12 protein-coding genes are annotated in these 14,181 nt (G+C 57.4%); 8 read left to right on the top strand and 4 right to left on the bottom strand.

The genetic code is table 11. The features are described 5' to 3' along the window. The first annotated feature begins 8 nt into the window (after window positions 1–8). From FHS81_RS00690 to FHS81_RS00675, 4 genes are all read left to right on the top strand, one after another. Complete coding sequence (locus FHS81_RS00690) at window positions 9–788, top strand: 2,3-dihydro-2,3-dihydroxybenzoate dehydrogenase (protein ID WP_183750126.1); 780 nt, start codon at window positions 9–11, stop codon at window positions 786–788. Window positions 789–917: 129 nt separating this feature from the next. Then, window positions 918–1,379 carry a PRC-barrel domain-containing protein gene (locus tag FHS81_RS00685; RefSeq protein WP_183750125.1) on the top strand — a complete coding sequence of 154 codons (462 nt, stop codon included), beginning with the start codon at window positions 918–920 and terminating at the stop codon, window positions 1,377–1,379. A gap of 240 nt (window positions 1,380–1,619) precedes the next feature. Then, a complete protein-coding gene (gene pcaD / locus FHS81_RS00680) occupies window positions 1,620–2,438 on the top strand; it encodes a 3-oxoadipate enol-lactonase (RefSeq protein WP_183750124.1) in 819 nt (272 codons plus the stop codon). Window positions 2,439–2,536: 98 nt separating this feature from the next. Next, window positions 2,537–3,301 carry a 4'-phosphopantetheinyl transferase family protein gene (locus FHS81_RS00675; RefSeq protein WP_183750123.1) on the top strand — a complete coding sequence of 255 codons (765 nt, stop codon included), beginning with the start codon at window positions 2,537–2,539 and terminating at the stop codon, window positions 3,299–3,301. A 45-nt stretch (window positions 3,302–3,346) separates the two neighbouring features. Here FHS81_RS00675 and adhP read toward each other — a convergent pair whose 3' ends face one another. Together adhP and adh are read right to left on the bottom strand one after the other, a co-directional pair. Then, a complete protein-coding gene (gene adhP, locus FHS81_RS00670) occupies window positions 3,347–4,372 on the bottom strand; it encodes an alcohol dehydrogenase AdhP (RefSeq protein WP_183750122.1) in 1,026 nt (341 codons plus the stop codon). Between the two features lie 99 nt (window positions 4,373–4,471). Further along, a complete protein-coding gene (gene adh / locus FHS81_RS00665) occupies window positions 4,472–5,989 on the bottom strand; it encodes an aldehyde dehydrogenase (RefSeq protein ID WP_428982417.1) in 1,518 nt (505 codons plus the stop codon). 251 nt (window positions 5,990–6,240) lie between these two features. On the opposite strand from adh, the gene FHS81_RS00660 reads away from it, so the two are divergent. Further along, entirely contained in the window at window positions 6,241–8,178 is a 1,938-nt protein-coding gene (locus FHS81_RS00660; RefSeq protein ID WP_183750120.1) for a sigma-54-dependent Fis family transcriptional regulator, read from the top strand. Window positions 8,179–8,211: 33 nt separating this feature from the next. Here FHS81_RS00660 and FHS81_RS00655 read toward each other — a convergent pair whose 3' ends face one another. After that, window positions 8,212–8,622, bottom strand: coding sequence for an energy transducer TonB (locus tag FHS81_RS00655; protein ID WP_183750119.1), 411 nt, complete (start codon window positions 8,620–8,622; stop codon window positions 8,212–8,214). A 38-nt stretch (window positions 8,623–8,660) separates the two neighbouring features. Next, window positions 8,661–9,215, bottom strand: a complete 555-nt coding sequence (irr, locus tag FHS81_RS00650) for a Fur family transcriptional regulator Irr (RefSeq protein ID WP_183750118.1) — start codon at window positions 9,213–9,215, stop codon at window positions 8,661–8,663. A 1,402-nt stretch (window positions 9,216–10,617) separates the two neighbouring features. Here irr and FHS81_RS00640 point away from each other — a divergent pair. The 3 genes from FHS81_RS00640 (at window position 10,618) to repB (ending at window position 14,143) form a co-directional block, all read left to right on the top strand. Further along, complete coding sequence (locus tag FHS81_RS00640; protein ID WP_343052382.1) at window positions 10,618–11,517, top strand: hypothetical protein; 900 nt, start codon at window positions 10,618–10,620, stop codon at window positions 11,515–11,517. Window positions 11,518–11,766: 249 nt separating this feature from the next. Continuing rightward, a complete protein-coding gene (repA, locus tag FHS81_RS00635) occupies window positions 11,767–13,017 on the top strand; it encodes a plasmid partitioning protein RepA (RefSeq protein ID WP_183750116.1) in 1,251 nt (416 codons plus the stop codon). Between the two features lie 127 nt (window positions 13,018–13,144). Beyond that, on the top strand, window positions 13,145–14,143 hold the full coding sequence (gene repB, locus FHS81_RS00630; RefSeq protein WP_183750115.1) for a plasmid partitioning protein RepB: 999 nt from the start codon (window positions 13,145–13,147) through the stop codon (window positions 14,141–14,143). The last annotated feature ends 38 nt before the right edge of the window (window positions 14,144–14,181 follow it).

The following is a 14,181-nucleotide window of genomic DNA, read 5'->3' as shown; positions in this document are numbered from 1 at the left end:
TATCTAATATGCGGGACAACGGCATCAGCGGCAGAATTGCCCTCGTCACTGGTGCTTCCGGGGGGATTGGCGCTGCGGTCGTGGCGGCCTTGCTGGAAGAAGGCGCAACGGTGGTTGCCACTGACACTGGCACGCCGATGCTGGAAGAGCTTGCCAAGCGCCAGAATAATCCCCGCCTCATCATCGCTCAGCTAAATGTCACTGACGATGCTGCGGTCGCCGCGTGCGTCACACGGATCGAAAACGAGACCGGCCCCATCGATATTCTCGTCAGCGTCGCCGGTGCGCTCTCAACGACCTCCGTGGCCGATACGGACCTTGCGGCATGGCAGCGTGTTTTTGCCGTCAACTCCACCGGTGTCTTTCTGGTCTCGAAAGCCGTATCGGCGCATATGCAACCGCGGCGGCGCGGCGCAATCGTCGTTGTCGGCTCCAACGCAGCCGGTATTCCGCGTCACAACATGGCCGCCTATGCGGCGTCGAAGGCGGCTGCCACCATGTTCACGCGTTGCCTTGGGCTTGAGCTTGCACCATTCGGCATCCGCTGCAACATCGTCGCGCCGGGCTCGACCCTGACGCCCATGCAGGAAGCCATGTGGACGGATGACAACGGCCCCGCCCGCGTCATTGCCGGCTCGCCGGAAACATTTCGCACCGGTATTCCACTCGGCCGCATCGCTTCTCCTGAGGACATAGCGGATGCCGTGGTCTTCATGGCGTCCAGCCGTGCGCGGCATATCACAATGACGGACCTTTATGTGGATGGCGGGGCCACCCTGCGAGGTTAATTCTCACCTTAAACATCACGGCGTGAAAACCGCGTGGAGCAGAACACGCTGGAAAATTCATATGTCCGCCGGAACCAAAACAGCGGTGAAATGTTCTTTGCATGTGATCAACTTCAAGGGAGATTAGACATGCGTAACCTTCTCATCGCCTCGCTGGTGGCCTCTTCCGCTGCTCTTGCCGCTCCGGCTTTCGCACAGACCGCCCCGACCCCCGTCACGCCTGCAACCCCTGTCGAGCCTGCAACGCCCGCGACCCCCGCAACGCCGGGCACGCCCGCCACGCCCGTTCCTGTCACGAACGCAACCGCTCTCAGCTCCAACCTCGTCGGCCTCGCCGTTCTGAACGCTGGCGACGAAACCGTCGGTGAAATCCAGGATCTGGTGCTCGGCGCCAACAACCAGGTGATCGGCGTGATCGTATCGGTCGGCGGCTTCCTCGGAATTGGCGAGCACTATGCTGTCATCGATCCGGAAACCGTTCTGGTGACCTATGACGAAGCCGACAAGAAGTGGCACGCTCGCGTCAACGCGACGGCAGACGAGCTGAAGGCAGCACCGGGCTTCAAGTACGAAGGCAAGTTCTCTCGCTAATAACGCGTGGTGAACAACACGAGCGAATAGCACTTGGCTATGACCCTGCCATTGTGATTTTCCAAGTTTTTCTCCAGAGACCAAACTTCAGGCAGCGCTTTACGGCGCTGCCTTTTTTCATTTTGGATAGGTTCTGCCGTTTGAAACCAGGTAGCAACCGAGCTGATGAATTTGGACGGCGATCATCTTGAGGATTCTGCTAAAATAGAAGGCCAAAGCGTTCATCCAGAGGGTACAACCATGGCTTCATCGTCGACGTTTCTCCGCGCTAACGACATCGTGCAGCATTATGTCCTGCACCCGTCATCAAATTCTTCAGCGAACACACCGACCGTCGTCTTTATTAACGCGCTCGGCAGCGACTTGCGAATTTGGAATGGCGTGGTGGCAAACCTGACCGACCATGCTCAGGTTCTGCTTTATGACAAGCGCGGCCACGGCCTTTCCGATGCGCCGCATGGTGTTTTTTCCATAGACGATTACGTGGATGACCTGATCGGCTTGCTTGACGCACTGGCGATCGATGACGTCACCGTCGTCGGGCTGTCGATGGGTGGCCTGATCGCCCAGCGTTTTACCGCCCGCGTGCCCCAACGGATCAAAGCGCTTGTGCTCAGCGGAACTGCCGCCCGTATTGGCACCGATGCGGGATGGGCGACACGCATGGCTGCCGTGGAAGGCGGTGGCATTGAGGCTATCGTGGATGATATCCTTAAGCGTTGGTTCACCCAGCCTTATCGCAGCGCCCACGATGCTGACGTCGGTGGCTGGCGCAATATGATCCTGCGTACACCCGCAAACGGGTATCTGGCTGCATGCGGCGCTATCCGGCAAGCCGATTATCGGGAGCAGGCAGGCTCGATTACGACACCGACGTTATGCATTGTCGGTGACGGCGACGGTTCGACCCCGGCTGACGTCGTTCGCGAAACGGCTGTCCTGATCCCGGGCGCACGTTTTGCCGTGATTGAAGGCGCTGGCCATATCCCGTCCATCAAGCAACCTGCGATTTTTGCCGACCTCATCATCCGGCATTTCCGCCATGCAGGTGTTTTCTGATGATTGGAGCCGGGAATGACGGTCACGGAAACGCTGTCAACCCCTATTGTCATGACTTTCTCGCCGGAACCGCTGGCGAAAACGGCAAGTAGCACATAATGCCGGATCTCAGCTCTGCCATTGAAATCGTCATGGCGAATGTCGGCCTGCCCCCATTGTTGGGAGCTCCCAACAGCCCGTTGGGAGGCTCCGCCGAAATTCCGTGGCCAGGCGCGGATATCCTGAGCGCCGATGAACGGGAACGGCAGTCACGATTGCGATTGGCAAGTGATCGCGACGTCTTTGCGCTGGCCCACACACTGCTGCGGACGGAATTATCACGTCACGCGCGGATAGCACCGCAGGACTGGAGGTTCACGCGAAGCGACAATGGCAAGCCATTGCTGACGCCAACACTTATGGCAGAGCACGGTCTGCACTTTTCCTTGTCTCACGCCGGCAATATCGCCGTTTGCGCCATCACACGGATTGGCCCTGTTGGCGTTGATGTGGAGCCTTTGCGAATATCGTCCGATGTCGGTGGTTTGACGACAATCGCCCTGACACCGCGCGAAGCTGCGTCTCTCAGCGAGCTTGATGCAACACGAAGACATCGCCAGTTTCTGACATATTGGACACTCAAGGAAGCGTATACGAAGGCGTGCGGCGTCGGCCTGTCGAGGCCGATGCAGGACTACGGCTTTCATCTTGAGGGTGATCTGCCGCCACGTCTTATTGACGGTCAAAACGACGCGACGACATGGGCCTTCGATAGCAAGGCATTGACAGATTGCGTGATATCGGCGGCGGTTTGCACCGCGAATGCGCCTGCGGCGACTTTCCGTTACCGCTATTCCGGGTTTTATCCGGGTCAGGACTCGTGACAACGGGCGAGCCCTGCCGGTGCCCGCCCGTTGCCGCGATGTCGATTACTGCATATCGATGACCACGCGGCCTTCGATCTGACCCTTCTTCATTCTGTCAAAGATGGCATTGATGTTTTCAAGCTTGTCGGTGCTGGTAATCGCCTTCACCTTGCCTTCGCCAGCAAATGTCAGCGATTCCTGCAGATCAAGACGCGTACCGACAATCGAGCCGCGAACCGTAATGCCATTCAACACCATGCCGAAGATAGGCAGCGGGAACGAGCCGGGCGGCAAGCCATTCAGCGAGATCGTCCCACCCCGGCGCACCATGCCCAGAGCCTGCTCGAAGGCAATGTTGGACACCGCCGTCACCAGAACTCCGTGCGCACCGCCGATTTCTTTCTTGATAACGGCAGCCGGATCGGCGTTTTTCGCATTCACCGTCAAGGTTGCGCCAAGGCGCTGCGCCAGTGCAAGCTTGTCGTCGCTGATATCCACGGCGGCGACATTGAACCCCATGGCCTTGGCATATTGCACAGCCATGTGACCAAGACCGCCAATGCCGGAGATAACCACCCAGTCACCGGGCTTGGCTTCCGTAACCTTCAGCCCCTTGTAGACCGTGACACCGGCGCACAGTATCGGAGCAATGTCGATGAAGTCGGTATTGTCCGGCAGATGGCCGACATAGTTCGGATCGGCCACCACATAATCGGCAAAGCCGCCATTCACGGAATAGCCGGTGTTCTGCTGTTCCTCGCAGAGCGTTTCCCAGCCGCCGAGGCAGTGAGTACAATATCCGCAAGCCGTGTAGAGCCACGGGATACCGACACGATCCCCCTCCTTGATATGCTTGACGCCAGCCCCGACCCCGGAGACATAGCCGACCCCTTCATGGCCCGGGATAAACGGCGGATTGGGCTTTACCGGCCAATCGCCATCTGCGGCGTGGAGGTCCGTGTGGCAGACGCCGGAGGCGGCAATCTTGACCTGAATCTGGCCCCGGCCCGGCTCCGGTACCGGCACTTCATCGATCGTCAGTTTCTCGCCGAACGTCCTGACAACGGCAGCTTTCATCGTCTTGGCCATGTTCCTGTCCTTTCGTCTTTTGTCGCCTGACCCCGGACCTTTGACTGAGCATGAGGTCTCGCCGGGCCATTGGTTTCATCCGATGACGCGTCAATTCACTCAGAAGAAGCCGAGCTTCTTGGCGCTGTAGCTGACAAGCAGATTCTTGGTTTGCTGGTAGTGGCTCAGCATCTGCTTGTGGTTCTCGCGGCCGATGCCCGACTGCTTGTAACCACCGAAGGCGGCGTGCGCGGGATAGGCATGATACAGGTTGGTCCACACGCGACCGGCCTGAATTCCCCGACCGACGCGATAGGCGCGCGTTCCGTCACGCGTCCACACACCGGCGCCAAGGCCGAACAACGTATCGTTGGCAATCTCCAACGCTTCTTCGTCCGTTTTGAATGTCGTAACGGCGACGACAGGGCCGAAAATTTCTTCTTGGAAGATGCGTTGCTTGTTGTGCCCCTTGAAGACGGTCGGCTTGACGTAATAACCACCAGCCAGATCGCCTTCGAGAACGTTTCTCTCGCCGCCCACGAGCAGTTCGGCGCCTTCCTGCTTGCCGATGTCGATATAGCCGAGGATCTTTTCGAGCTGCTCGGAAGACGCCTGCGCGCCAATGGCCGTTTCGGGATCAAGCGGGCTGCCCTGCTTGATTGCCTTAACCCGCTCCAGTGCGCGTTCGATGAAACGGTCATAGATCGATTCGTGAATCAGCGCACGGCTGGGGCAGGTGCAGACCTCGCCCTGATTGAACGCGAACAGCACGAAACCTTCGATAGCCTTGTCGAAGTAATCATCATCCTCCTGCGCCACATCGGCGAAGAAGAGGTTCGGAGACTTGCCCCCGAGTTCCAGCGTGACCGGAATGAGGTTCTGGCTGGCATATTGGGAGATGAGCCGGCCTGTCGATGTTTCACCCGTGAAGGCAATCTTGGCGATGCGCGGGCTGGATGCCAGCGGCTTGCCGGCCTCAAGGCCAAATCCATTGACGATGTTCAGCACGCCCGGCGGCAGCAGATCGCCAATCACTTCCGCAAGAACGAGGATCGACGCCGGCGTCTGCTCCGCAGGTTTCAGCACGACGGTGTTGCCGGCTGCCAACGCGGGAGCGACCTTCCAGGCAGCCATCAATATCGGGAAGTTCCACGGAATGATCTGGCCAACTACACCGAGCGGCTCGCTGAAATGGTAGGCCACGGTATCGTGATCGATTTCGCTGATACCGCCTTCCTGTGCCCGGATAACACCGGCAAAATATCGGAAGTGGTCGGCGGCGAGGGGAATGTCGGCATTCAGCGTCTCGCGGATCGGCTTGCCATTATCCCACGTTTCCGCACGCGCCAGGAGTTCGAGGTTCTCCTCGATGCGGTCGGCGATGCGGTTCAGCACCAGCGAACGCTCAGCCGCCGGTGTCAGCCCCCAGGCGTCTTTGGCGGCATGGGCGGCGTCGAGCGCCAGTTCGATGTCTTCCTTCTGGGAGCGTGCGACTTCTGTGATCTTGCGGCCCGTGATGGGGGATACGTTGTCGAAATAACGGCCATCAACAGGGGCCACCCAGCGGCCACCGATAAAATTGTCGTAACGTTCCTTGAACGGCGTCTGGGTCAACGAGGCAGTATCATGCGTGCTCACGGCGATCCTCCTGGATATTATAGCCGTGGTCATTGCAGCATTCACCGTGCCAACTTTTGCCTTGCGACGCGACAATTCGTTTTTGCGGCGCAGCAAAGTGGGAAATAAAGCCAAATGTCCGTCAATTTAGAAATATTCTTTCCAAGATACTCGCCTGGTCAGTGAATGATTGCACTGGAAAGCCGTTGCAAAATGCATCATGTTTATTCGGAGGGTTGCGGCAAATAACAACACTATTCAGAGGAAACCCCATGCCAGCGGACAGAAGGGCAATCAATGCCCCGGATAAGGTAACCACGGCACGTCACCAGTTTTTCTCTCAACGCAAGGTGCCAGAGGCGCTCGTTTCCACGACGATCCTGAAATCATGGATCAGATGTTCCCAGCTCGGCCACGATACGGCTCGACCGCCGGTGTTCGAACCGCTCGAAGCCCGCAACCTACGGGAGAGAAAAGAGCAGCATGAGCTGCTGCGCCGTCTTTACCGAATGGAGCTTCAAACACTGCTACGCGGGGCACGCGCCACAGGCGGCATCGTCGTGCTGTCGGATCCGGAAGGAACGGTACTTGACGCGGAGGGAGATGTCGGATTCGCCGGTAAGGCGGCCACCATGGCGCTGCGTCCCGGCGTGGTGTGGAGCGAGGCATCGATCGGCACAAACGCCATCGGCACCGCGATCCATGAGCGCCGGCCAGTGATGGTGCGTGGCGGGGAGCACTTCCACGAGCCTCATCGTGACATGAGTTGCGCGGCTGCCCCCATTTTCGACCCCACCGGCACGATCATGGGAGTGCTGGACCTGTCCAGCCACGCCAGCGCAATGCCGCCCGCCACGTTATCGATGGTGCGTCTCATCATCGATCAGGTTGAACATCGGCTGTTCAACGACGCCTTCAATGATCTCGACGTCGTGCGCTTTCATACAGATCCGTCGCTGCTGGGAACAGCGCGTGAGTGCATTCTCGTATTCGACGGCGACCGCCTCGTTGCGGCGAACCGCTATGGCTTGAAAAGCATCGCCCGTGAATGGGGCGATATCGGGCACACGCGTTTCAGCGATATATTCGATGCGCCTTCTCCCGGTTATGTCTTTGGCAATTCACTGCGTTTCCGCGATAATGGCATCGCTCATTGCCGCCTGCACTTGCGCGGCGGCCGCGTTGTTCCGACCGCCATTCCGGGTGCCGCTGAACCGGAACCGGAGCCAATATCAGCGGACGGAAGCGCTCATGATTCGGGAACTGCGGTCACGGAACCGATTCCATGGCCCAAGCCGTGGTTCGATTCTCACGCGACCGTCAGCCTCAACCATGCCGTGCGCCTCGTGGATGCGGATGTTCCTCTGCTTGTTCAGGGAGAGACAGGCTCTGGCAAGGAAGCCTTTGCACGCGCCGTGCATGCATGCAGCAGCCGGGCGGACAAACCGTTCATTGCAATCAACTGCGCGGCAATTCCGGAAAGCCTGATCGAATCCGAGCTTTTCGGCCACGAGGAGGGCGCTTTCACCGGCGCCCGCAAGAATGGCGCGCGGGGACTGTTGCGCGAGGCGAATGGGGGCCTGCTGTTCCTTGATGAAATCGGCGATATGCCATTACCGCTTCAATCGCGGCTGCTGCGCGTGCTGCAAGACCGGCAGGTGATGCCGCTGGGCGGCGGTCGCCCGGTGCCGCTGGATATACGCATCATCAGCGCCACCAACCAGGATTTGAGCGAACTGAGCAGGGAGAGCCGCTTCAGGGACGATCTCTATTACCGGCTGGCGCAATTCACTATCACGCTCTCACCGCTGCGTGAGCGTGTTGACAGAAGGCTATTGATCGAGCGGTTATGGGCTGAGGTGTCCCGTGGACAGACACGCCTGCCCGTGGACGTTCGCGACAGGCTCGCCGCTTATGAATGGCCGGGCAATTATCGAGAGCTTGTCGGCGCACTACGCGCATTGGCGGCGTTGGGAGGTGCCAACCAGATGTCGCTGGAACAATGCCTGCCGCAGGCGCTGCGCACACCATCAACGCTCCGCTTGGACAGCGAGCAGACTGACCGCGGATTGCTCCAGCATCATACGCAAGACGTGATTAGGAGTGCGCTTGAGGAGGCTCGCGGCAATATATCGATGGCGGCACGAAAACTCGGCATCAATCGCAGCACCTTGTATCGGCATTTGCAGCGATCGATCACGCGGCAATAACATCAACCCGCGCCATCGATCTGGTGCGGGCTCTCAAGGCTGCTTGCTGTTTGGCTGTTGTTGTTCTTCGTCAGGCAGCGAGAACCGAATCGGCAGGGACACAGTCATATCCTGCGCAACGCCCCCGCGCTTGCCCGGCTCGAAACGCCAGCGACTGACGGCGGCCACAGCGGCAACGTCGAGCGACACCACCGAGCTACTGTTCAGAACAACGATATCCTCTGGCGCTCCGGAGGCTGTTACGCGCAACTGGACAACGACGGTGCCTTCCTGTCCCGCAGCACGTGCATCATCAGGGTAGGCGGGCCAATGCCGCATGACATCGCCGGGAACCGGACGAGGCGGCTCGACCTTTTCATCGTTCTGGACAGTTTGCGCCGCAGCGCTATGTACGAGCGCCAATTGGCCTGCGGTCATTACCAGCAGGCCAAAACTCAGAAACATGCCCGGCAGGGCAACTGTCCTTCGTGTCGGCAAACGCATCATGCTTCAGTGAGTTGCTGAGATGCCTGCTGCGAGGATTTCGCGCGCGTGTTTTTGCGGCGCAGCCGTACAATAACCTCGACGCAGACAACCTCGGAACCCTCTGGCGCCTCCGGAACCTCACCGATGGTGATCAGGCCATCCGGAACATCGACAAGCATCTGCTCATCTTCCAGGAAGAAGTGATGGTGCTCAGCCACATTGGTGTCGAAATAGCTCTTGGTGCCATCGACAGCCAGCTGACGCAGCAGCGAAGCCTCGCGGAACTGATGCAGAGTATTATAAACGGTGGCCAGTGAGACGCTGATTCTGGCCTCGCAGGCTTCATCATAAAGCATTTCGGCTGTGACATGACGGTGCCCGCGGCCAAAGAGCAGCCATCCAAGCATCACGCGCTGCCTCGTCGGCCGCAGTCCAGCCGAACGGAGAATTTCGCGAACGTTATGGAAGCCGCAGCCCGTTTTAACCGGACTGGTAACGTTTTGGACGAGAGTCTCAGGATCGGTGTGAACAGGAACACCGCGAAGCGCCATCGCGCGGAAGGGGCTTGACATGGGTAAACCTCAACGGTCGTGTTTCATCGGAAACGTTTTTATATAAGGAACAATACCTATTGAACGCTTGATGGCTAAATGTAAATGATTAAGTTCTTCTATTTCATTGTAATAGTTATAATAAACAGCCCATCCGCATAGCTTCGAAAGGTTTGTCGAATGCTTAGGTATGCATGAAAAGTAAGGGTCTTACGGCATAGTCTCTCAGCGGTTCGATATCTATGCGCACGGGCGAGTTGGATTCCGTGGCTGCTATTCCCGCAGGAACCCGATCCAGCGTCTACACGGTATATATATGGATGCAGAACAGACGCACGATTCACGATACGATTCCGTGACCGCCATTCCCAAACGCAGTTCATTTATTATCGTTTGATATCAAACCATTACATCATTTCACGTTCAGCATCACCGTGTTGTCGCTTTTGTTAACCTTTTGGAAAGGGAACCTGTATTTTGCCGGGCGATCTGAGGCTGATTCTGGTTTGCGTGCAAATCGGCCACCCGGAAAAATCACGGAATCTGACATCGTTATGGATGTTTCCTGACCGCCATTCCGAATTTTCTGTTTATAAAACAATGACCTAAAGAATCACGGGGAGAAAATGAGGCCTAAGCCCTCTTATCGAGCCAGTTGCTTTTTGGACCGTCGAAACCTGTCGATAAAAAGGGCAGTTTCTGGATATAGCGTCTTGTTTCCGTGATCGCTGTTCCGATCTATCTCATTGATATAAATATGAAATCGATGAGAGCTATTTTGCCGCGTGACTCTCGTTAGCGCCGAATCGTGCTCTGCTCTGCCAGTGATTCCGTGACCGCCATTCCAAAGATTAGTGTTTTTTTACAATCTGTTACGGCTAATGCACGAACATTGACATTTGCTGTTCTCTTTTGCGAAGAGCCAGTTTGTTTGTTTTTCTTCACTGCTCAGTCATGCACGATGATAGCCGATGAGTGAGCGGTTTCTTGAGGCGGCCTGTCTTTAGAAATTATCCTTAATATGAATCCTTTAAAAAGAGTCGTCTGTGTCTGATTGAGATATTTCAATGGGTTATAAGCCGTTTCCGTGACCAGCGTTCCGGCTTTCCGTGACTGCTATTCCGATTCCCGTGACCGCCATTCCTGTTTGCGGGGCTGCAATTACGGTTAGTGTGACCGCTATTCCGAATTGCGGGGCTGTTGAAAACGGGGGTTTTCCGTGACCGCTATTCCCGTTTGCTTGACGGCGAGGGGGTATCCCGCCAATGCTCACGGCGTTGGTGACCCGGGATCGATGATCGGGTCTCGTCGCGGTAGCGCGGAGGATGACATGACCGGGGAACTCAGCGAAGTTGAGCGCAAGCGCCTTGAGCGCGACCGCCGCACCCGCCAAAACAGGCGCGGCCGGCGCAACCCGGCTCCTGTGCCGGCGAAGCTGACACGGACATCCGCTTTCGCGCCCAAGCGCCGCGGCATCATCGACTCGAACATTGAGCGGATTTTCTATGTTCCAGGACAGTCCGTTGTTCAGGTCCGCGGGGGCGAACTGGGGAGTTTGCATCGGGATGTCATCTATGCGCTGTTCCGCCTCAAGGAGCGGATGGCGACCTTGCGCATTCCAAACCCCGATGCTCCGCTGAACGGAACCTTGCATGGCGTGCCCACGCACTTCGAGGTGATCGAGGTGGTGACCACGTGGCGTGAGTTGCTGAAGGCTCAAGGATTAACGCAGCACGTCAATAACCTTTTGACGCAAAAGCAGGTTTTTCAGGACTTGCGCCAGGTCGTCATTACGATCTACGAGGGCAATCCCGACCAGATCATGGAGAAACTGCATCGCGGTCGCTTGGGTGGTCGCGGTATGATCACGGGTATCATCGACACGGTGGAGTGGGATGGCGTTAACCTCGACAGCAAGGTAAAAGTTCGTTTCGGACGGGGGGTTTTGGCGGCTTTTCGCACCAAAAACCTCGTTTCGCTCAATGCCGAAGTGCAATTCGCACTCAAGTCCGATTATGCGAAATCATTCTGGCCCTACATCGATTCCAAGCCGACGCACCTGTTTGTCGATGAAACGATGTTGGCAAGCCTCGTCGATCGTGAAGTTTACGGCGAACGCGAGACCGATTCGACGCGGTCGCAATTTCGCAAGGATTGCCGACAGGCTTTTGACGATATGGTCCGGGCAGGCGGCCTGAAAGAGTGGACAATCGAGTTGCTCGGTGCGGGCAAGCGGAAGATTCGCCGCTATCACTACAAACATGCACTTCCGCGTAAGATCGAGCAGGAACAGATCGAACTTCCGTTCCAGATTGCAGTTTAACGCTTTCTGATACGCCACAGAATTCAGTGGCGCTCCAGACGACTTTTTTCCGTGATAACGCAAAATGACCCGCATCCGACTGAACTGGATGCGGGTCATTTTGCGTTATCACGCCTGTAAAGCGTGACAGCGATGGCGTGATCGGGCTTTTCAGCGAATCGGAAGATATCGATAGCGTTATGGGAAAAATTTGCTATCATCACGGAAGTTTCCCGCATACGGGATAAAAACCGTGATGACAGATCGGCAATGACACATTTTCAAACCAATACACGCCCGCATGGGACGGCTGTCGACGTGACGATCGGCGAACATGCTGAACTGCTCAGCAGCCAGCTTCAGGCGATGAGCGATGCGCTGTTTCCGCCGACATCACGCAAGACCCTGCGTCGGTTTACATCTGGTGAAACGGCGCGGTTGATCGGCGTCTCCGATTCGACACTGCGGAAGCTGTCGCTGGCGGATGAGGGACCGATGCCTCATGTATCGGCGAATGGCCGTCGACTCTACTCGCTGGGACAAGTCAACGAACTGCGCCGCTTGCTGGCGGAAAGTCTGCGTGGGCACGATCCACGGGCTTTGTTGCCTCACCGCCGGGATAATGACCATTTGCAGGTTTTGGCTGTTACCAACTTCAAGGGCGGTTCCGGCAAGACAACGACGGCAGCGCATCTGGCTCAGTATCTTGCTCTGCACGGCTACCGGGTTTTGGCGGTGGATCTCGATCCGCAGGCGAGTTTGTCGGCCCTTTTTGGTGTCATGCCGGAGATCGACGTCAAGGCCAACGATACGTTATATGCTGCCATCCGCTATGATGATCAGGTGCGCCCGCTCAGGGACGTTGTGCGGCCAACGCATTTTGACGGGCTGGATCTCGTCCCCGGCAACCTCGAATTGATGGAGTTCGAGCACGACACGCCGCGCGCTCTGGCATCGGGCGTGCAGGGTGCCGAGGGTATTTTTTATACGCGTATCGCTCGGGCATTGGACGACGTTGCCGATCAATACGATATCGTTGTCATCGACTGCCCGCCGCATCTCGGCTTTTTGACGCTCAGCGGGCTATGTGCTGCGACGGCGATGATCATCACCGTTCATCCGCAGATGCTCGACATCGCGTCCATGAGCCAGTTTCTGCTCATGACTCACGATCTTCTCAGCGTGGTGCGCGAGGTTGGTGCGAGTCTCGATTACGATTTTATCCGCTATCTCATCACCCGTTACGAGCCACAGGACGCGCCGCAGACCAAAGTGGTGGCATTGCTGCGCAATCTCTTTGGCGATCATGTTTTGACGAGCCCGATGGTGAAGTCGGCCGCTGTCTCCGATGCCGGCTTGACGAAGCAGACACTCTACGAAATCGGCCGAGAGAATCTGACTCGCTCGACATATGATCGGGCGATGGAGTCGTTGGACGCCGTCAATCGGGAAATCGAAGGTCTGGTTCTTGGCGGATGGGGTCGCGCCTTGCCCGGCCAGACAGCGGAGGGCGATAACTGATGGCGACGTTCCGTCATGTTGGGAGTTCCCAACGGCATCACGGTAAGAGCAGTCTTCACGTTTTTTCCCGCCCCGGTCGTGGTCCTGGTGCCGCACGTGTCGCCAGAATCGTTTGTCGGAGTTCCTGATGAGCCGCAAGGATACCATCACCGCCCTGTTTACCCAGAAGAAAGCCCCGGCCGCTCCTGCTGCCATCGATCCTGAACGCGAGCGCGTCAAGACGGGTGCTGTTTCGGCAATGGGCGCGTCGCTCCAGCACCTCACGGAAAGTGCTCGTCAAGCTGTACGTTTGCAGGAGCAGATTGATGAGGGGTCTGTCGTTGTCAGGCTTGATCCGTCCCTGATCGATAGCGGACTTGTCGCGGATCGTCTGCGGCCCCCCGTCGATCCATCCTTCGATGCGCTCGTGGCAAGTATGCGGGAGAGCGGGCAACAGGTGCCGATTCTCGTCCGGCCCGTGGGGACGGAACCGCGCCGCTATCAGGTTGCCTATGGTCATCGCCGCCTGCGCGCCGCAAAGGAACTGGGCATCGATGTCAAGGCAATCGTACGCCCGCTGACAGACGCCGAAATGGTGATCGCGCAAGGTAAGGAAAACCTCGAAAGGCGTGATCTTTCCTATATCGAGAAGGCGATATTCGCCCGCCGATTGGAAGATGCCGGTTTCGAGCGGGCGACGATCATGGCGGCTCTCTCCACCGATAAGGCTGATCTCAGCCGCTATATTTCAGTCGCACGTCAAATCCCGGATGCCATTGCGCAGGCAATCGGGCCGGCTGAACGCATCGGTCGGGCGCGGTGGCTGGTCGTGGCGGAGAATCTTCAGCGCCCGGGCATGGCGAAACATGTCGATGCGGCGGTTGCTGGAGAGGCGTTTGCCGAGGCAGACAGCAACACGCGCTTTGCCATCGTGCTCAAGGCCATCAGCGGATCAAAGGCGGCCAAAAAGCCGAAGGTGCGCACCTGGCAAGATGCCGACGGGCGCAAAGTGCTTCGTATCGAGACCCGCAAGGATCAGACAGCTCTGATTGTGGATGAGGCGGCAGCGCCGGATTTCGGCGATTTCCTTGTCGGTGAGATCGATGCACTCTATCAGCGTTATTTGCAGGAACGTTCACGCGGATAATGCTCTGGGTCGCATCCGATAACAATTTGTTTTTATGG

It is taken from the genome of Pseudochelatococcus contaminans (genome assembly GCF_014195635.1).
Classification (GTDB): Bacteria; Pseudomonadota; Alphaproteobacteria; order Rhizobiales; family Beijerinckiaceae; genus Pseudochelatococcus; species Pseudochelatococcus contaminans.
Note: the sequence above shows the minus strand (reverse complement) of the source record. Positions and strands in the feature narration are given on the sequence as shown.

Excerpts from the sequence above, each read along its gene's own strand:
- FHS81_RS00690 (WP_183750126.1), top strand. The coding sequence starts at position 9 with ATGCGGGACAACGGCATCAGCGGCAGAATTGCCCTCGTCACTGGTGCT.
- FHS81_RS00685 (WP_183750125.1), top strand. The coding sequence starts at position 918 with ATGCGTAACCTTCTCATCGCCTCGCTGGTGGCCTCTTCCGCTGCTCTT.
- pcaD (WP_183750124.1), top strand. The coding sequence starts at position 1,620 with ATGGCTTCATCGTCGACGTTTCTCCGCGCTAACGACATCGTGCAGCAT.
- FHS81_RS00675 (WP_183750123.1), top strand. The coding sequence starts at position 2,537 with ATGCCGGATCTCAGCTCTGCCATTGAAATCGTCATGGCGAATGTCGGC.
- adhP (WP_183750122.1), bottom strand. The coding sequence starts at position 4,372 with ATGGCCAAGACGATGAAAGCTGCCGTTGTCAGGACGTTCGGCGAGAAA.
- FHS81_RS00660 (WP_183750120.1), top strand. The coding sequence starts at position 6,241 with ATGCCAGCGGACAGAAGGGCAATCAATGCCCCGGATAAGGTAACCACG.
- FHS81_RS00655 (WP_183750119.1), bottom strand. The coding sequence starts at position 8,622 with ATGTTTCTGAGTTTTGGCCTGCTGGTAATGACCGCAGGCCAATTGGCG.
- irr (WP_183750118.1), bottom strand. The coding sequence starts at position 9,215 with ATGTCAAGCCCCTTCCGCGCGATGGCGCTTCGCGGTGTTCCTGTTCAC.
- repA (WP_183750116.1), top strand. The coding sequence starts at position 11,767 with ATGACACATTTTCAAACCAATACACGCCCGCATGGGACGGCTGTCGAC.
- repB (WP_183750115.1), top strand. The coding sequence starts at position 13,145 with ATGAGCCGCAAGGATACCATCACCGCCCTGTTTACCCAGAAGAAAGCC.